This window comes from Pseudomonas sp. MMS21 TM103 (assembly GCF_022132145.1).
Lineage (GTDB): Bacteria > Pseudomonadota > Gammaproteobacteria > Pseudomonadales > Pseudomonadaceae > Aquipseudomonas.
This window is the reverse complement of sequence record NZ_JAJISP010000006.1, coordinates 99550-117203: the sequence shown is the minus strand read 5'-3', so window position 1 is coordinate 117203 and position 17654 is coordinate 99550. Positions and strand designations below refer to the sequence as shown.

General features: G+C 64.7%; 13 protein-coding genes. 5 read left to right on the top strand and 8 right to left on the bottom strand.

All coding sequences use genetic code 11. The features are described from left to right. Positions 1 to 91 precede the first annotated feature (91 nt). Positions 92 to 1300, top strand: coding sequence for a PilT/PilU family type 4a pilus ATPase (locus LJY18_RS17935; protein WP_238043170.1), 1209 nt, complete (start codon positions 92 to 94; stop codon positions 1298 to 1300). A 32-nt stretch (positions 1301 to 1332) separates the two neighbouring features. On the opposite strand, the gene LJY18_RS17930 is transcribed toward LJY18_RS17935, so the two are convergent. The 3 genes from LJY18_RS17930 to LJY18_RS17920 all read right to left on the bottom strand — a co-directional run bounded on the left by LJY18_RS17930 (position 1333) and on the right by LJY18_RS17920 (position 5692). Next, positions 1333 to 2199 (bottom strand): tetratricopeptide repeat protein, encoded by an 867-nt coding sequence (locus LJY18_RS17930; protein ID WP_238043169.1) that lies wholly within the window; start codon positions 2197 to 2199, stop codon positions 1333 to 1335. Between the two features lie 498 nt (positions 2200 to 2697). After that, positions 2698 to 4653, bottom strand: coding sequence for an acetoacetate--CoA ligase (locus tag LJY18_RS17925; protein ID WP_238043168.1), 1956 nt, complete (start codon positions 4651 to 4653; stop codon positions 2698 to 2700). Between the two features lie 109 nt (positions 4654 to 4762). Next, a complete protein-coding gene (locus LJY18_RS17920; protein ID WP_238043167.1) occupies positions 4763 to 5692 on the bottom strand; it encodes a LysR family transcriptional regulator in 930 nt (309 codons plus the stop codon). Positions 5693 to 5817: 125 nt separating this feature from the next. Between LJY18_RS17920 and LJY18_RS17915 the strand changes: the two genes are divergently transcribed. From LJY18_RS17915 to LJY18_RS17905, 3 genes are all read left to right on the top strand, one after another. Next, complete coding sequence (locus tag LJY18_RS17915) at positions 5818 to 6516, top strand: CoA transferase subunit A (protein WP_079202224.1); 699 nt, start codon at positions 5818 to 5820, stop codon at positions 6514 to 6516. A 26-nt stretch (positions 6517 to 6542) separates the two neighbouring features. After that, a complete protein-coding gene (locus LJY18_RS17910) occupies positions 6543 to 7199 on the top strand; it encodes a CoA transferase subunit B (RefSeq protein ID WP_238043165.1) in 657 nt (218 codons plus the stop codon). Positions 7200 to 7356: 157 nt separating this feature from the next. Further along, entirely contained in the window at positions 7357 to 8538 is a 1182-nt protein-coding gene (locus LJY18_RS17905) for an acetyl-CoA C-acetyltransferase (protein WP_238043163.1), read from the top strand. A gap of 299 nt (positions 8539 to 8837) precedes the next feature. Here the strand turns inward: LJY18_RS17905 and LJY18_RS17900 are convergent, their stop codons facing one another. The 5 genes from LJY18_RS17900 to LJY18_RS17880 form a co-directional block, all read right to left on the bottom strand. Next, complete coding sequence (locus tag LJY18_RS17900) at positions 8838 to 9746, bottom strand: hydroxymethylglutaryl-CoA lyase (RefSeq protein ID WP_238043160.1); 909 nt, start codon at positions 9744 to 9746, stop codon at positions 8838 to 8840. Between the two features lie 136 nt (positions 9747 to 9882). After that, positions 9883 to 11847 (bottom strand): acetyl/propionyl/methylcrotonyl-CoA carboxylase subunit alpha, encoded by a 1965-nt coding sequence (locus tag LJY18_RS17895; RefSeq protein WP_238043158.1) that lies wholly within the window; start codon positions 11845 to 11847, stop codon positions 9883 to 9885. Positions 11848 to 12018: 171 nt separating this feature from the next. Beyond that, complete coding sequence (locus LJY18_RS17890; RefSeq protein WP_238043157.1) at positions 12019 to 12816, bottom strand: gamma-carboxygeranoyl-CoA hydratase; 798 nt, start codon at positions 12814 to 12816, stop codon at positions 12019 to 12021. 134 nt (positions 12817 to 12950) lie between these two features. Beyond that, positions 12951 to 14558: a carboxyl transferase domain-containing protein gene (locus LJY18_RS17885; protein WP_238043156.1), complete on the bottom strand. Its 1608-nt coding sequence runs from the start codon at positions 14556 to 14558 to the stop codon at positions 12951 to 12953. Between the two features lie 67 nt (positions 14559 to 14625). Further along, positions 14626 to 15789, bottom strand: coding sequence for an isovaleryl-CoA dehydrogenase (locus LJY18_RS17880; protein WP_238043155.1), 1164 nt, complete (start codon positions 15787 to 15789; stop codon positions 14626 to 14628). A 163-nt stretch (positions 15790 to 15952) separates the two neighbouring features. On the opposite strand from LJY18_RS17880, the gene LJY18_RS17875 reads away from it, so the two are divergent. Beyond that, the gene (locus LJY18_RS17875) at positions 15953 to 17635 is read left to right on the top strand and encodes an AMP-binding protein (RefSeq protein WP_238043154.1); all 1683 of its coding nucleotides are present in this window, start codon (positions 15953 to 15955) and stop codon (positions 17633 to 17635) included. The last annotated feature ends 19 nt before the right edge of the window (positions 17636 to 17654 follow it).

Here is a 17654-nt window from a genome sequence, read left to right as displayed (position 1 = left end):
GAATGACGTCACTTTCCGGTTTGCCGGATTCTCCGGGGCACGGGCGAATCCTGGCCTACTGTATTAAATCCAATCGACGGAAGCGCTGCTCATGGATATCCACTCAATGCTGAAAGTCCTGGCCAGCCAGGACGGTTCCGACCTCTATCTGTCTACCGGTGCGCCGCCATGCGCCAAGTTCAATGGCGTGCTCAAGGCGCTCAGTCAGGAAGCCTTGAAGGCAGGCGAGGTGGCCGGCATTGCCGAGTCGGTGATGGATGTGGCCCAGCGTGAGGAATTCGAGCGCGAGCTGGAGATGAACCTGGCGATTTCCCTGGCTGGCGTGGGGCGCTTTCGCATCAACATCTTCAAGCAGCGCAACGAGGTGTCCATTGTCGCGCGTAACATCAAGCTGGATATCCCCAAGTTCGAGGACTTGAAGCTACCCGAGGTGTTGCTCGGCACCGTCATGGAGAAGCGCGGCCTGGTGCTGTTCGTCGGCGGCACGGGGTCGGGCAAGTCCACCTCGCTGGCGGCGCTGATCGACTACCGCAACCGCAATAGCGGCGGGCACATCATCACCATCGAAGACCCGGTGGAGTATGTCCACCGGCACAAGAAATCGATCATCAACCAGCGTGAAGTGGGGGTCGATACCCGCAGCTTCCACGCCGCGCTGAAGAACACCCTGCGCCAGGCGCCGGATGTGATCCTGATCGGCGAGATTCGCGACCGCGAGACCATGGAGCACGCACTGGCCTTCGCCGACACCGGTCACCTGGCGATCTCCACGCTGCACGCCAACAACGCCAACCAGGCGCTGGACCGCATCATCAACTTCTTCCCGGAGGAGCGCCGCCCGCAGTTGCTCAACGACCTGGGCAACAACCTCAAGGCCTTCGTTTCTCAGCGTCTGGTCAAGACCAGCGACGGCAAACGCCGCGCGGCGGTGGAGGTGCTGCTCGGTACGCCAACCATCCGCGACCTGATCAAGCGCAACGAGTTTTCCGAGATCAAGGAAATCATGGAAAAGTCGAAGAACCTGGGCATGCAGACCTTTGACATGGCGCTGATCGACCTGGTCCATGAAGGCGCCATCAGCGAAGAGGAGGCGGTGAAGAATGCCGACTCGGCGAACAACGTGCGCCTCAAACTCAAGCTGCACCGGGAGAACCCGGCGAACCAGGTGGCGGCCGCCGCCTCCGATACGGCGGTCAAGGCACCGGAGCCGGCTGCCGCCCCAAGTTGGGGTATGGAGCTGACCCTGGAAGATATCGCCGCGGATGAGGAGCCGGAAGAGCCGGGTCGCCAGGGCGTATAAGTAGGGCTGGCCGTTGGCTGCGCCTGCTGCAGCTATTCACCCTGGCGGCGAATATCCAGACGCAAGTCGTAGATGAGGGCACGTCCTGCGCTTACGTGAAATGATGCTTGTTCGTGGAGTTCCAGCACTTGTGGCGCATTGCTGCTGCCCAAGTGCTCGGTGATGATCGAGAAGACCAAGACGCCATCTTCTGCTGCCAGTAGCTCTGGCTCAGCGCGCCGATAGCGATAGGAATCGACGCGGTCGAAGGTGGCCTGCCAAAGCGCTGCCAGTTCCGCTTGGCTCAGGTTGTTCCATGCGGAGCCGTCGGGCAGACGGACCCGGATCTTCGCTGCGGGGCTGAACATTCCGACGATACCCTGCGCATCCTGTGCTTGCGCGGCCCTGTCGATGGCGGCAAGCGTTTCCAGTATCGCTGTTTTGGCGCTCTCGCCTGGCGCAAAGGAAGACGTCGCTGCGCCATCGAGGGTGGTCATGAATTGCATCGCCGGGTGCTCTCCTTGCCCCGCTGCGGTGCGAATCCAGCTAAGCCCCTGCAGTTGTTCGCCTTGCTCATAAAGATGCTTGCCCAGCAGCCATTGCGCCGTGCTGTTGTCAGCTTCGGCCGAGCGCCGGTACCAGTCCCAGGCAATTGCCTTGTCCGTCGTGGTGCCGAAGCCGTGTTCATAAGCCCTGGCCACCTCGAACATGCCGCTACCGTCTCCAGCCTCGGCGGCGCGTTGATACCACTGCAGGGCTTTTGCCTGGTTTTGATCGACTCCCTGGCCGGCAGCATGCATGTTGCCAAGGTTGAGCATGCCCTGACGGTTGCCGGCCTTGGCCAGTTTCAGGTAACGGGAATAGGCCTCGTCGTACTGGCCCATTTTATAAACGGCATAGGCCTCCAGGACCTGCACCATTTCCTTGGCGACCCTGTCTTGCGACGTGGCGAAGCTTGAGCCCGCCCAGAGCATCAGCAGGATTAGACCGGAGCTGTAATGAGACAACCGAGTAGTGGGCATGGGCGAGCACTTCCTGCAACTAGGGCGCGTCCCTGTGCGCGAACAAACATGGAGTCGACGCTAGCAAGTGACCTGCTGCGCGTCTCTAGCCCGAAAGTAGCGAGTGGCTGCGACCATGGACGCAAGTACGGGATGCTTTTCGGGCAATCGCGGCAGGAGTCAGAGGCTATGAAAATATTCAGCGTAGAGACACCCATCGGTAGCTACGTTCAGCAACGAACAATTAACGACTTAGCCTGAACAAGCCCCCGCTGCAATCCGCAGCGGTCATGCAGGCACCTGAACCTGCCGGCTCAGCCCCAGGTCGTGATGGGTGCTATTGCTGCGCTCGGTACCATTCTCTGGTGGGTAGACGTCTAGACGCCCTCGCAGCAGGCGAGAGCTTTTTACCGCCTCTCAGCGCTGTAACTGCGCAAGATCGCGGTACAGCTCCAGCGCCTCGGGGTTGGCCAGGGCGTCGGTGTTCTTCACCGGCTTGCCGTGGACCACGTTGCGCACCGCCAGCTCGACGATCTTGCCGCTGATGGTGCGAGGAATGTCGGCCACCGCGATGATCTTGGCCGGTACATGGCGCGGCGTGGTGTTGGCGCGGATCACCTGGCGGATGCGCGCCTGCAACTCGTCGCTCAAGGCCACCCCCTCGCGCAGGCGGACGAACAGCACCACGCGGACGTCATCGTCCCAGTCCTGGCCGATGGCGATGGATTCCAGCACTTCCTTGACTTTTTCCACCTGGCGGTAGATTTCGGCGGTGCCGATGCGCACGCCACCGGGGTTGAGCACGGCGTCGGAGCGGCCATGGATCACCAGGCCGCCGTGCAAGGTTTCCTCGGCGTAGTCGCCGTGGGCCCAGACGCCGGGGAAGGTCTGGAAGTAGGCCGCGTGGAACTTGCTGCCGTCGGCATCGTTCCAGAAGCCCACCGGCATCGAGGGGAAGTGCCGGGTGCAGACCAGCTCACCTTTCTCACCGATCACCGGCCGGCCGGCCTCGTTCCACACTTGCACGTCCATGCCCAGGCCCTTGCACTGCAGTTCGCCGCGCCACACCGGCAGCACCGGGTTGCCCAGGGCGAAGCAGGAAACGATATCGGTTCCGCCGGAGATCGACGACAGGCACAGCTCCGCTTTGATCTCGCGGTAGACGTACTCGAAGCTCTCGTGGGACAGCGGCGAGCCGGTCGAGAGGATGGTTTTCAAGCGTTCCAGGTGGTGGCTGCTACCCGGCTTGGCGCCGGTCTTTTCCAGGGCAGCGAGGTACTTGGCGCTGGTGCCGAAGATGCTGATGGCTTCCGCGTCGATCAGGTCGATCAGGCGCTCGGGGCCAGGGTGGAAGGGCGAGCCGTCGTACAGCACCAGGGTCGCGCCCAGGGCCAGGCCCGAGACCAGCCAGTTCCACATCATCCAGCCGCAGGTGGTGTAGTAGAACAGGCAGTCGTCGGGGTTCAGGTCGGTGTGCAGGCCGAGTTCCTTGACGTGCTGCAGCAGGGTGCCACCGACGCCGTGAACGATGCACTTGGGCACGCCGGTGGTGCCGCTGGAATAGAGGATGTACAGCGGCTGGTCGAAGGGGACCGGGGTGAACACACACTCGCCACCGGGCTGGTAGAAATCACGCCAGAGTGCCACCCGGGCGCCGGTGCGGAAGTCCTCGGTGGTGACCTGCGACGTGGCGTAGGGCACCACCACCAGTTGTTCCAGCGACGGCAGGCGCTCGAGGATTTCGTTGAGTTTGCCGGTCAGGTCGAGGGTCTTGCCGGCATAGCGGTATCCGGCGGCGGCGATCAGCAGCTTGGGTTCGATCTGGCCGAAGCGGTCGATCACCCCCTGGGTGCCGAAGTCCGGCGAGCAGGAAGACCAGGTGGCGCCCAGGCTGCTGGCGGCGAGCATGCCGACCACCGTCTGCCAGGTATTGGGCATAAAGGCCGCTACCCGGTCGCCCACCCCTATACCTGCTGCGCGCAGGCTGGTTTGCAGGCCGGCGACATGGCTGGCCAGTTGCGCGTAGGACAGTTGCTCACGCGATCCGTCTTCGCCAATGGCCACCAGGGCCGGGTGGTCATCGCGGCGGCGCAGCAGGTGTTCGGCAAAATTCAGGCTGGCGCCGGGGAACCAGTGGGCGCTGGGCATGGCCGGACCTTCGTCCAGCACATGCTGCGCTGGCGCGGCAAAGCGAATCTCGAAGAACGCGACGATGGCCTGCCAGAAGGCTGCGCGCTGGGTCACGCTCCAGGCATGCAGGGCCGGGTAGTCGGCCAGGTGCAGGCCGTGGCGCTGGTTGACGAAGTGGCGGAAGGCATCCAGTCGGGTGGCGGCCACACGTTCCAGGGACGGGGTCCAAAGGGGTTGATTCATCTGTCCTCCCAGCGCCGCTGTGTGATCGGCAGCCGCAGGCTTCGGACGGCTGCATGACACGCCCTTACATAATGGCACGCTGCCGCGGACGTTGCCTTGCCAGCTAGGGTCAGTGCTCGTCCGGTGCTGACCCGACCTGCGGAAGGTTCAGGCTGTTCCAGTCCGTGACGTGCAGCAGCACGTCGCTCAGGGCTTGGGCCGCGCTCGACAACTCGTGCCCGGCCAGGCGCAGCAGGCCGACGCGGCGCTCCACCCGCGGCGCGGACAGGGCGATGCAACGGGCGCCGAGCTCCTGCATCTGCTGGATGCACAGACTCGGCACCGCGCTCACGCCGAGGCCCTGGGCGACCATGCGGCCGACGGTCGCCAGTTGGTGGCTCTCGAAGGCCACCTGCAGTTTGCCATGCTGGGCAGCGATGCTTTCTTCCAGCAGCAGGCGCACCGCCGACGGCCGCTGCAAGGTGATGAAGCTCTCTTTCAGCAGCTCTGCCCAGCGCACTTCGGCTAACTCGGCCAGCGGGCAGTCAGCGGGAACCACTGCGACAAAACGGTCGGCATAGAAGGGGATAAAGTCCAGGCCGTCGAGGGATTCCGGCTCGAAGGCAATGCCCAGTTCGACCCGGCGGTTGCGCAGCATCTCCAGCACTTGTTCGTTGATGACGTCATGCACCGCCACATTGACCTTCGGATGCCGCGTGCGAAACGCCTTGAGGGCAACCGGCAGCAGGTTGCCGGCGAAGGAGGGCATGGCGGCGATGGCAACCTTGCCCATTTGCAGGGTGAAGTGCTGGCGCAGCAGTTCCTCGGTGTTGTCCCAGTCGGCCAGCAGGCGTCGGGCGATCGGCAGCAGCAGTTCGCCTTCCGGGGTCAGGCTGACACTGCGGGTGGTACGCACCAGCAACGGGCCGCCGAGGGATTGCTCCAGGTTCTTGATCGCCAGGCTCAGCGCCGGCTGGGACAGATGCAGGCGCGCGCACGCCTGGACGAAGCTCAGGCTCTGCGCCACGGCGAGGAAGGCGCGCAATTGCTTTACGGTCATTGGTTTGTTTTTCGGATTAATGGCTTAGAAAAACAAACTTAACAAATCAGTGCGCAGCGGTGAAGCTCTCACTTGCTTTCTGGCGGCACGGCTGCCAAATCGATAACTACAAGAGGCGCAGCGATATGAGTGGACTCGACAAGCGGGTAGGCAGTTACGCAGAGGCTCTGGCCGGCCTGACCGACAACATGACCGTACTGGCCGGCGGCTTTGGCCTGTGCGGTATTCCGGAGAACCTGATTGCCGAAATCCGCCGTCTCGGCGTGCGCGGCCTGACCGTGGTCTCGAACAACTGCGGGGTCGACGGTTTCGGCCTCGGCGTACTGCTGGAAGACCGGCAGATTCGCAAGATGATCGCCTCCTACGTAGGCGAGAACGCCCTGTTCGAGCGGCAGTTGCTCAACGGCGAACTGGAGGTCGAACTCACTCCGCAAGGCACCCTGGCGGAGAAACTGCGCGCCGGTGGCGCCGGTATCCCGGCCTTCTTCACCGCTACCGGCTACGGCACCCCGGTCGCCGAAGGCAAGGAAGCGCGCGAATTCAATGGCCGCCACTACATCCTGGAACCGGCCATCACCGGCGACTTCGCCATCGTCAAAGGCTGGAAGGCCGACCACTTCGGCAACGTGATCTATCGCCACACCGCGCAGAACTTCAACCCGCTGGTGGCCACCGCCGGGCGCATCACCGTGGTCGAGGTGGAGGAAATCGTCGAACCCGGTGAACTCGACCCGGCACACATCCACACCCCGGGTATCTACGTCGATCGCATCATTCAGGGCAGTTTCGAGAAACGCATCGAGAAGCGCACCCTGCGCGCCTGATCAGCCCCCAACAAGAGGATTTCTCCATGGCACTTACCCGCGAACAGATGGCTCAGCGTGTGGCGCGCGAATTGAAAGATGGTTACTACGTCAACCTGGGCATCGGCATCCCGACCCTGGTGGCCAACTACGTGCCGGAAGGCATCGACGTGATGCTGCAATCGGAAAACGGCCTGCTCGGCATGGGCGCGTTTCCGACCGAGGATGAGCTGGACGCCGACATGATCAATGCCGGCAAGCAGACGGTGACCGCGCGTAAGGGGGCGTCGATCTTCTCCTCGGCCGAATCCTTCGCGATGATCCGCGGCGGCCACGTCGATCTCACCGTGCTCGGTGCCTTCGAGGTGGATGCCAACGGCAACATTGCCTCCTGGATGATCCCCGGAAAATTGATCAAGGGCATGGGCGGCGCCATGGACCTGGTGGCCGGTGCCGACAACATCATCGTCACCATGACCCACGCCTCCAAGGATGGCGAGTCCAAGCTGCTCAAGCACTGCAGCCTGCCGCTTACCGGCTGCGGCTGCATCCGCAAGGTGCTCACCGACCTGGCCTACCTGGAAATCGACAATGGCCATTTCATCCTGCGTGAGCGCGCCCCGGGCGTGAGCATCGAGGAGATCGTCAGCAAGACCGCCGGGCCGTTGATCGTGCCGGACGATGTCATCGAAATGACTTTCTGAGTACCTCCCCGCTGCGCAGGCCGCCACCACGCATGGCGGCCTGCGCAGCGGGTTTTTTCATTTGCAGGATGGGTCGGGCGGCGTTCCGCGAGCGCAGCGCTACCCATCGTTGGTCGATGCCGCGAACGGCATCGACGCCACCCGCAGGAGTCTCACCATGCAAGAAGTCGTCATCGTCGCCGCCACCCGCACCGCCGTCGGCAGCTTCCAGGGTTCACTGGCAGGCATCGCCGCCCCCGAACTGGGCGCCGCGGTGATCCGTCGCCTGCTGGAACAAACCGGCCTGAACGGCGCCGAAGTCGACGAAGTGATCCTCGGCCAGGTGCTCACCGCCGGCTCCGGGCAGAACCCGGCCCGCCAGGCGGCGATCCTCGCCGGCCTGCCCCATGCGGTACCGGCACTGACCCTGAACAAGGTCTGCGGTTCGGGCCTCAAGGCCCTGCACCTGGGCGCCCAGGCGATCCGCTGCGGCGACGCCGAGGTGATCATCGCCGGCGGCATGGAGAACATGAGCCTGGCCCCCTACGTCATGCCAAAGGCCCGCACCGGCCTGCGCATGGGCCACGCCCAGCTGGTCGACAGCATGATCAGCGACGGCCTGTGGGACGCCTTCAACGACTACCACATGGGCATCACCGCCGAAAACCTGGTCGAGAAATACGAGATTTCCCGCGAGGCGCAGGATGCCTTCGCCGCCGAGTCGCAGCGCAAGGCCTGCGCGGCCATCGAGGCCGGTCGTTTCAAGGATGAAATCACCCCAATCCTGATCCCCCAGCGCAAGGGCGAGCCGCTCAACTTCGCCACCGACGAACAGCCGCGCGCCAGCACCAGCGCCGAATCCCTGGCCAAGCTCAAGCCGGCGTTCAAGAAAGACGGCAGCGTCACCGCCGGCAATGCCTCCAGCCTCAACGACGGCGCCGCCGCGGTGCTGCTGATGAGCGCGGAAAAAGCCCAGGCCCTGGGTCTGCCGGTGCTGGCGCGTATCGCCGGCTATGCCAACGCCGGCGTCGACCCGGCGATCATGGGCATCGGCCCGGTCTCCGCCACCCAGCGCTGCCTGGCCAAGGCCGGCTGGAGCCTGGAGCAGCTGGACCTGATCGAGGCCAACGAAGCCTTCGCCGCCCAGGCCCTGGCCGTCGGCAAGGAGCTGCAGTGGGATGCCAGCAAGGTCAACGTCAACGGCGGCGCCATCGCCATCGGCCACCCGATCGGCGGTTCCGGCTGCCGGATTCTGGTGACCCTGCTGCACGAAATGATCAAGCGTGATGCCCACAAAGGCCTGGCCACCCTGTGTATCGGCGGCGGTCAGGGCGTGGCATTGGCGATTGAACGCGGGTAACTGACGCTCCGCGCCCTACAAGGCTCAAGCCTATCCAGAACCTTGTAGGAGGCGCGCCCCGCGGCGAATGCAGCCCGCAGGGCTGCCTAAGTTGTGGTGTTGCGGTGCAGAACAAAGGCTTCGCCCCGAGGTCGGGCCTCCTACCGGTAAGACTCAAGCCTGCGAGCTTGAGTTAACCAACTAACCGTACGGACCACTCGAAGACGCCGGCGTTTTTTCGTTGTTCTGCGCGAGCCACCGCTTGGCGAAAAAAAACCGCGGCACAGAGTGACCGCGGTCAGGCAAAGGCGTGGACGTGTTCAGGCCTGCGCCTGGGCCAGGCGGGCGCGGGCCACCCGCGAGCCGTTGGGCTTGTCCAGCACCGCGCAGATGCGGGCACCGGCCTGGATCAGCAGATCCATGTCGATACCGCTGCTGATGCCCAGGCCATTGAGCAGATAGAGCACATCCTCGGTCGCGACATTGCCGGTGGCGCCCTTGGCATAGGGGCAGCCGCCGAGCCCGGCGACCGAACTGTCGAACACGGCGACGCCTTCCAGCAGGCTGGCGTAGATATTGGCCAGGGCCTGACCGTAGGTGTCGTGGAAGTGTCCGGCCAGCTTGTTGCGCGGGACCTTGCTGCCGACTACTTCGATCAAGCGCCGGGTTTCTCCGGCGGTGCCGGCACCGATGGTGTCGCCGAGGGAAATCTCGTAGCAGCCCATGTTGTAGAGTTCGCGGGCCACATCCGCCACTTGGGCGGGGGCGATGGTGCCCTCGTACGGGCAGCCGAGCACGCAGGACACGTAGCCGCGCACGCGAATGCCGTGCTGCTTGGCGGCGTCCATCAAGGGCAGGAAACGCTCGAGGCTTTCGCCAATCGAGCAGTTGATGTTTTTCTGCGAGAAGGACTCGGAGGCGGCGGCGAATACCGCCACTTCCTTGACTCCGGCCTGCAGTGCCGCTTCGAAGCCCTTGAGGTTGGGGGTCAGGGCGGCGTAGGTCACGCCGGGCACCTGCCGGATCTGGGCGAACACCTCGACACTGCCGGCCATCTGCGGCACCCACTTGGGCGCGACGAAGCTGCCGACCTCGATATAGCTCAAGCCGGCGGCGGACAGGTCATCGACCAGGCGCACCTTGTCGGCCACGCGGATCGGCTGTTTTTCATTCTGCAGGCCGTCGCGCGGGCCGACTTCGACCAGGCGCACCTTGCTGGGAATTGTCATGGCGTCATCTCTTGAATCGGGATCTTGGGCTTCGTATCCAGTTCGCACCTGACGAAGGACCTTGGACGGTAGGATGGGTAGCGCTTCGCTCAACCCATCCTACGCAGTCAATAGAGCATTCGACAGCACCGAGCCGTCAGGCTTCGTCCAGCTCCACCAGGACGCTGCCTTCGCTGACCATCTCGCCTTCGCTGCAATACAGCGCCTTGACGGTGCCAGCGTGGGGCGCGCGGATGCTGTGTTCCATCTTCATCGCTTCCAGCACCACCAGCGCGGTGCCGGCCTCGACCCGCTGACCGGTTTCGACCAGGACGCGAACGATGCTGCCATTCATCGGCGCCGTCAGGCCACCGTGCTGGCTGTGGCTGGCTTCGACCTCGGCAATCGGATCGAGCTGGCTGATGGCGTGCAAGTCGCCCTGCCATTCCAGGTAGAGGGTGTTGCCCTGGCGGATGGCATGCAGGCGCCGTTGCAGCGCGTCTGGCTGAACCTCGGTGTCTCGCGGGCTACTGCACAACAGCGTCTCGCCCTGCAATCGAGCGACGCCGCAGGCGCGCACCTTTTGCGTCACGCCGTCGCAGGCCAAGTGCAGGTCGATTTCAGCCGGCAGGCCGGCGCGCCAGCCACTGGTGCCGGCCCAGGGCGAATGGAAGTCTTCGTGCTTGCGCCGTAGCGGCTCGCTCTGGGCGAAGGCGTCGCCAGCCAGTTGCCAGAACTCGGCGGGTAACTCGCTTGGCGGCGGCAGCAGCTGCGCTTCGTAGCGCGGGATAAAGCCGGTATCCAGCTCGGCGTCGGCGAAGGCCGGGTGGGCCAGCACGCGACGCAGAAACGCCAGGTTGGTCTTGACCCCGCCGATGCAGGTTTCATTAAGCATGGCGAGCAGGCGCAGGCGTGCTTCCTCGCGGTTGTCGCCCCAGGCGATCAGCTTGCCGAGCATCGGGTCATAGAAGGGCGAGACCTCGTCACCTTCGGCGACGCCCGTATCGACGCGGCGACCCGGGCCGGCCGCGGGTTCGCGGTACAGGCTCAAGCGCCCGGTGGACGGCAGGAAGTCGTGCTCCGGGTCTTCGGCATACAGGCGCACTTCGATGGCGTGGCCGATCAAGGGCACCTGCTGCTGGGTCAGCGGCAGCGGCTCGCCACGGGCAACGCGGATCTGCCAGGCGACCAGGTCGAGGCCGGTGATGGCCTCGGTGACCGGGTGCTCGACCTGCAGGCGGGTGTTCATCTCCATGAAGAAGAAGTCGCCGCGCTCATCCAGCAGAAATTCCACGGTACCGGCGCCGACATAGCCGATGGCCTGGGCCGCCTTGACCGCGGCCTCGCCCATGGCGCGGCGCAGTTCCGGGCTTAGGCCCGGTGCAGGCGCCTCTTCGACCACCTTCTGGTGGCGGCGCTGGATCGAGCAGTCGCGCTCATTGAGGTACAGGCAGTGGCCGTGCTGGTCGGCGAACACCTGGATCTCCACGTGACGCGGCTTGAGCACGTACTTTTCCACCAGCATGCGCGAATCGCCGAACGAGGACTGTGCCTCGCGCTGGGCGGAAGCCAGGGCTTCAGCCAGCTCGCTCTCGCGCTCGACCACCTTCATGCCCTTGCCGCCGCCACCGGCGGTGGCCTTGAGCAATACCGGGTAGCCGATGACTTCCGAGGCGGCGCGGAAGGTCTCTTGGTCCTGGGCCTCGCCGTGATAGCCAGGCACCAGTGGCACGCCGGCGGCGTCCATCAGCGCCTTGGCGGCGGACTTACTGCCCATGGCGTCGATGGCGCTGGCCGGCGGGCCGAGGAAGAGCAAACCGGCCGCTTCGATGGCGCGGGCGAAGCCGGCGTTCTCCGAGAGGAAGCCATAACCGGGATGGATGGCCTGGGCGCCGCTGGCCTTGGCCGCGCTGAGCAGTGCGTCGATACGCAGGTAGCTGTCGGCTGGCTTGGCGCCGCCCAGGTCGATGGCGATGTCCGCCTCGCGCACGTGGCGAGCATTACGGTCGACGGCGCTGTGTACCGCCACAGTGGTGATGCCCATGGCCTTGGCCGTGCGCATGACGCGGCAGGCAATTTCGCCGCGGTTGGCGATCAGCAGGGTGTCGATGTGCTTGCTCATGCTTGTTGCTCCTGCCGAAAGGATTGGCGTTTATCGAGCCAGCTGCCGCACTGAACGGTCTGCAGCGCTAGATCGCGAGGAATAGTCATTGTTGCTCCTGCCAGAGGGATTGGCGTTTATCGAGCCAGCTGTCGCACTGGACGGTATGGAGCACTAGATCGCGAGGAGTAGTCATGGTTGCTCCTGCCAGCTGGGCTTGCGTTTGTCGAGGAACGCGCGCAGGCCTTCCTGGCCTTCGGCGCTGACGCGGATGCGGGCGATGGCGTTTTCGGTATAACGGCGCAGGGCGGGGGTGAGCACGCCGCTGGCGACTTCCTTGAGCAGGTCCTTGCTCGCCTGCATCGCCTGCGGGCTGTTGAGCAGCAGGTTGGCGATCCAGTCGTTGACGGCGTCATCCAGCGCATCGGCCGGGTAGCTCTCGGCAAACAGGCCCAGCTCACGGGCCCGCTCGCCGCTGAAGCGTTCGGCGGTCAGGGCATAGCGGCGCGCAGCGCGTTCGCCGATGGCCTGCACGACGAAGGGACTGATTACCGCCGGGGCCAGGCCGATGCGCACCTCCGACAGGCAGAGTTGGGCGTCGTCGGTACCGATGGCCATGTCGCAGCAACTGATCAACCCCAGCGCCCCGCCAAAGGCCGCACCCTGGACCACGGCCAGGGTCGGGATCTTCACCTGGTAGAGGTTGTGCATCAGCTCGGCCAGTTCCCGTGAATCGGCCAGGTTGGCGCTGTAGTCGAGGGTCGCGGCGTGTTGCATCCAGGCCAGGTCGGCACCGGCAGAGAAGTGCTTGCCACGCCCACGCAGGAGCAGAAAACGCAGACTCTTGTCGGCCTGCACGTCATCGAGGGCGAGGATCAGCTCACGGATCATCTCGGCATTGAAGGCGTTGTTCTTGTCGGCACGGTTGAGCCAAAGGGTGGCGAAACCGCGCGGGTCTGTTTCCAGTTCGATGGTGCTGAAGTCGGTCATGGTCTGTCGCGTTCCTCGATGCTGCTGTTTGTAGGAGGTCCTACCTCGGGGCGAAGCTCTGGCTTCGAGCAGGCTGTCGCCTGCGTTCACCGCGAGGTCGCGCCTCCTACAGATTGGGGGGCGCCTTGATGCCGTTACATGCGGAACACACCAAAGGTGGTCGGCTCGATCGGCGCATTGAGGCTGGCGGACAACGCCAGGCCGAGCACCTCGCGGGTCTGCGCCGGGTCGATGACGCCGTCGTCCCACAGCCGCGCGCTGGAGTAGTAGGGGTGGCCCTGGCGCTCGTACTGTTCGAGGATCGGCTGCTTCAGTTTGGCTTCCTCCTCGGCGGAGAAATCATGGCCGGCACGGGCGGCCTGCTCATGCTTGACCTGGACCAGGACGCCGGCGGCCTGTTCGGCGCCCATCACGCCGATGCGCGCGTTCGGCCACATCCACAGGAAGCGTGGATCGTAGGCGCGCCCGCACATGCCGTAGTTGCCGGCGCCGAAGCTGCCGCCGATGATCACGGTGAACTTCGGCACCTTGGCGCAGGCCACGGCGTTGACCAGCTTGGCGCCGTGCTTGGCGATGCCGCCGGCCTCGTACTTCTGGCCGACCATGAAGCCGGTGATGTTCTGCAGGAACAGCAGGGGAATGCCGCGCTGGCAGGCCAGTTCGATGAAGTGCGCGCCTTTCTGCGCCGATTCGGCGAACAAGATCCCATTATTGGCGAGGATCGCCACCGGATAGCCCTGGATATGGGCGAAGCCGCAGACCAGGGTGGCGCCGAACAGTGCCTTGAACTCGTCGAACACCGAGCCGTCGACGGTGCGCGCGATCACCTCGCGTACATCGAAGGGCTGCTTGGCGTCGGCCGGGATCACTCCATAGAGTTCTTCGGCGTCGTACAGCGGGGCGATCGGCTCGCGGTTGTTCAGCACGCCGAGCTTGCGCCAGTTGAGGTTGGCGATGCTGCGCCGGGCCAGGGCCAGGGCATGCTCGTCGTTGTCAGCGTAGTGGTCGGCGACTCCCGAGGTCTTGCAGTGCACGTCGGCGCCACCGAGGTCCTCGGCGCTGACCACCTCGCCGGTGGCGGCCTTCACCAGCGGCGGGCCGGCGAGGAAGATGGTGGCCTGGTTGCGCACCATGATCGCCTCGTCGGCCATGGCCGGCACATAGGCGCCGCCGGCGGTGCAGGAACCCATGACCACGGCGATCTGCGGAATGCCCATGGCGCTCATGTTGGCCTGATTGAAGAAGATCCGCCCGAAGTGTTCGCGGTCGGGGAACACCTCATCCTGGCGCGGCAGGTTGGCGCCGCCGGAATCCACCAGGTAGATGCACGGCAGGCGATTCTGCTGGGCGATGGCCTGGGCGCGCAGGTGCTTCTTCACCGTCAGCGGGTAGTAGCTGCCGCCTTTCACCGTGGCGTCGTTGGCCACGATCATGCACTCGACGCCTTCGACCCGGCCGATCCCGGCGATCACCCCGGCGGCGGGTACGTCTTCGCCATAGACGCCATGGGCGGCCAGCTGGCCGATCTCGAGGAAGGGCGAGCCGAGGTCGAGCAGGCGGTTGATCCGTTCGCGCGGCAGCAGCTTGCCGCGCGAGGTGTGGCGGTGCTGGGCCTTCTCGCCGCCGCCTTCATGGACGCGGGCGAGGAGGGCGCGCAGGTCGTTCACCTGAGTGAGCATCGCCGCACTGTTGGCGGCGAACTCCGGGGAGCGAGTATTGATCTGGGTATGCAGGATGGCCATCGAATTGGCTCCGTAAAAAAACCGTAGGATGGGTATCGCGATGCTCAACCCATCCTACGGCTCTGGCTTATTTGGTTTCGTTGAACAGCTCGCGGCCGATCAGCATGCGGCGGATCTCGCTGGTGCCGGCGCCGATTTCGTAGAGCTTGGCGTCGCGCAGCAGGCGGCCGGTGGGGAATTCGTTGATGTAACCGTTACCGCCGAGGATCTGGATTGCCTCCAGGGCCATCTGCGTCGCACGTTCTGCGCTGTAGAGGATCACCCCGGCGGCGTCCTTGCGGTTGGTCTCGCCGCGGTCGCAGGCCTGGGCCACGGTGTACAGGTAGGCGCGGCTGGCATTGAGCTGGGTGTACATGTCGGCCACCTTGCCCTGGATCATCTGGAACTCGCCGATGCTCTGGCCGAACTGCTTGCGGTCGTGGATATAGGGCACCACCACGTCCATGCAGGCCTGCATGATGCCGATCGGGCCGCCGGCCAGGACCACGCGCTCGTAGTCCAGGCCGCTCATCAGCACCTTCACGCCGCCGTTTTCCTTGCCGAGGATGTTCTCCTCCGGCACCTCGACGTCATCGAAGAACAGCTCGCAGGTGTTGGAGCCGCGCATGCCCAGCTTGTCGAACTTGCTGCCGCGGGAGAAGCCCTTCCAGTCACGCTCGACGATAAAGGCGGTGATGCCGTGCGCGCCTTTCTCCAGGTCGGTCTTGGCGTAGATCACATAGGTGTTGGCGTCGGGGCCGTTGGTGATCCAGGTCTTGCTGCCATTGAGCACGAAATGGTCGCCGCGGCGTTCGGCGCGCAGTTTCATCGACACCACGTCGGAGCCGGCGTTCGGCTCGCTCATGGCCAGGGCGCCGACGTGCTCGCCGCTGATCAGCTTGGGCAGGTACTTGGCCTTCTGTTCGGCCGTTCCGTTGCGGTTGATCTGGTTGACGCACAGGTTGGAATGGGCGCCGTAGGACAGGCCGACCGACGCCGAGGCGCGGCTGATCTCCTCGATGGCAACCACGTGGGCCAGGTAGCCGAGGCCGGCGCCGCCGTATTCCTCGGACACGGTGACCCCGAGCAGGCCCATGTCACCGAACTTTTTCCACATGTCGGCGGGGAACAGGTTATCGCTGTCGATGGCGGCGGCGCGCGGCGCCAGTTCCGCGGCGACAAAGGCCTGGACCTGATCGCGGAGCATGTCGATGGTTTCGCCGAGGGCAAAGTTGAGGGACGGATAGCTCATGGGGGGCACCTTGTTGTCGTTGTCGGGGCAGGTTTGGGTGGAGGCTTGTCAGCCCTCATACCTTTACGTTAACGTAAAGCTGGCTTCGCACGCTGTCAAGTCTCCGATAGTGGGCGCAGCCCGGACGCCAGACCTCAGAACAAGCAAAAGAATCGAGGAACTCATGACTTCACCCAGTTACACATGCGGAGTACAGGACAAGCCCCTGTTGGCGATGACCATAGGCGCGGCGTTCGATCAGACCGTGGCGCGTTTCGCCGAGCGCGAGGCGCTCGTCGTTCGCCATCAACACTTACGTTATAGCTGGGGCGAGCTGGGTGAGGCGGTGGATCGCTGTGCCCGTGCCTTGTTGGCAATCGGCATGCAGCCCGGTGAACGCCTCGGGATCTGGGCACCGAACTGCGCCCAGTGGTGCATCGCCCAGTTCGCCAGCGCCAAGGTTGGCGTGGTGCTGGTCAATATCAATCCGGCCTACCGCCTCAGCGAACTCGAGTATGCGCTCAAGCACTCCGGCTGCCGCTGGCTGATCTGCGCCGATGCGTTCAAGAGCAGCGACTATCACGCGATGCTCGGTGAACTGCTGCCGGAGCTCGCCGGTTGCGCCGTCGGTGCACTGCAAAGCCGTCTGCTGCCCGAGTTACGTGGGGTGATCAGCCTCGGCCAGCGACCGGCCGTCGGTATGTTCGGTTGGTCGGCGTTCCTCGATCGTGGCGATCAGGTCGGCCCGGAACAGTTGCGCGCCTGCAGTGCCCAGCTGCAGTTCGACGATCCGATCAACATCCAGTACACCTCGGGCACCACCGGCTTTCCCAAGGGCGCGACCCTCAGTCATTACAACATCCTCAACAACGGCTATATGGTCGGCGAGAGCCTGGGTCTGACCGAACACGACCGCCTGGTGATCCCGGTGCCGCTGTACCACTGCTTCGGCATGGTCATGGGCAACCTCGGCTGCCTGACCCATGGCAGCACCATGATCTACCCGGGGGCCGCCTTCGAACCGCTGGCCACCCTGCAGGCGGTGGCCGAGGAGCGCGCCACGGTGCTCTACGGCGTGCCGACCATGTTCATCGCCGAGCTGGATCTGCCGGAGCGCGCCGGCCTGGATCTGTCCAGCCTGCGCAGCGGGATCATGGCCGGTGCCACCTGCCCGATCGAGGTGATGAAGCGGGTGATCGGCGAGATGCACATGGCCGAGGTGCAGATCGCCTACGGCATGACCGAGACCAGCCCGGTGTCGACCCAGACGGCCGCCGATGACGATCTGCAGTGTCGGGTCAGCAGTGTCGGCCGAATCCAGCCGCACCTGGAGAGCAAGGTGATCGACGAGCAGGGGCGCATCGTCCCGCGCGGGCAGGTCGGTGAGCTGTGCACCCGTGGCTACAGCGTCATGCTCGGCTACTGGAACAACCCGCAGGCCACCGCCGAGGCCCTCGACCCGGCGCGCTGGATGCACACCGGCGACCTGGCGGTGATGGACGAGCAGGGCTACCTGAGCATCGTCGGGCGCAACAAGGACATGATCATCCGCGGCGGCGAGAACGTCTATCCGCGGGAGATCGAGGAGTTCCTCTTCGGCCACCCGGCAGTGGCCGACGTGCAGGTGGTGGGCATTCCCGACGACAAGTACGGCGAGGAGATCGTCGCCTGGGTCAAGTGCCACCCGGGCCACCAGGTGGCTGCAGCGCAACTGAGCGAGTTCTGCAAGGGACGCATCGCCCATTTCAAGGTGCCGCGCCACTTTCTCCTGGTCGACGAGTTCCCCATGACGGTGACCGGCAAGGTGCAGAAGTTCCGCATGCGCGAGCTCAGCATCGAGCGGCTGGCACTCACCGCGAAGCCCTAGGCTTTGACACCTGCGGCGT

Excerpts from the sequence above, each read along its gene's own strand:
- LJY18_RS17920 (WP_238043167.1), bottom strand. The coding sequence starts at position 5,692 with ATGACCGTAAAGCAATTGCGCGCCTTCCTCGCCGTGGCGCAGAGCCTG.
- LJY18_RS17910 (WP_238043165.1), top strand. The coding sequence starts at position 6,543 with ATGGCACTTACCCGCGAACAGATGGCTCAGCGTGTGGCGCGCGAATTG.
- LJY18_RS17925 (WP_238043168.1), bottom strand. The coding sequence starts at position 4,653 with ATGAATCAACCCCTTTGGACCCCGTCCCTGGAACGTGTGGCCGCCACC.
- LJY18_RS17930 (WP_238043169.1), bottom strand. The coding sequence starts at position 2,199 with ATGGTGCAGGTCCTGGAGGCCTATGCCGTTTATAAAATGGGCCAGTAC.
- LJY18_RS17905 (WP_238043163.1), top strand. The coding sequence starts at position 7,357 with ATGCAAGAAGTCGTCATCGTCGCCGCCACCCGCACCGCCGTCGGCAGC.
- LJY18_RS17875 (WP_238043154.1), top strand. The coding sequence starts at position 15,953 with ATGACTTCACCCAGTTACACATGCGGAGTACAGGACAAGCCCCTGTTG.
- LJY18_RS17890 (WP_238043157.1), bottom strand. The coding sequence starts at position 12,816 with ATGACCGACTTCAGCACCATCGAACTGGAAACAGACCCGCGCGGTTTC.
- LJY18_RS17895 (WP_238043158.1), bottom strand. The coding sequence starts at position 11,847 with ATGAGCAAGCACATCGACACCCTGCTGATCGCCAACCGCGGCGAAATT.
- LJY18_RS17880 (WP_238043155.1), bottom strand. The coding sequence starts at position 15,789 with ATGAGCTATCCGTCCCTCAACTTTGCCCTCGGCGAAACCATCGACATG.
- LJY18_RS17935 (WP_238043170.1), top strand. The coding sequence starts at position 92 with ATGGATATCCACTCAATGCTGAAAGTCCTGGCCAGCCAGGACGGTTCC.
- LJY18_RS17915 (WP_079202224.1), top strand. The coding sequence starts at position 5,818 with ATGAGTGGACTCGACAAGCGGGTAGGCAGTTACGCAGAGGCTCTGGCC.
- LJY18_RS17900 (WP_238043160.1), bottom strand. The coding sequence starts at position 9,746 with ATGACAATTCCCAGCAAGGTGCGCCTGGTCGAAGTCGGCCCGCGCGAC.
- LJY18_RS17885 (WP_238043156.1), bottom strand. The coding sequence starts at position 14,558 with ATGGCCATCCTGCATACCCAGATCAATACTCGCTCCCCGGAGTTCGCC.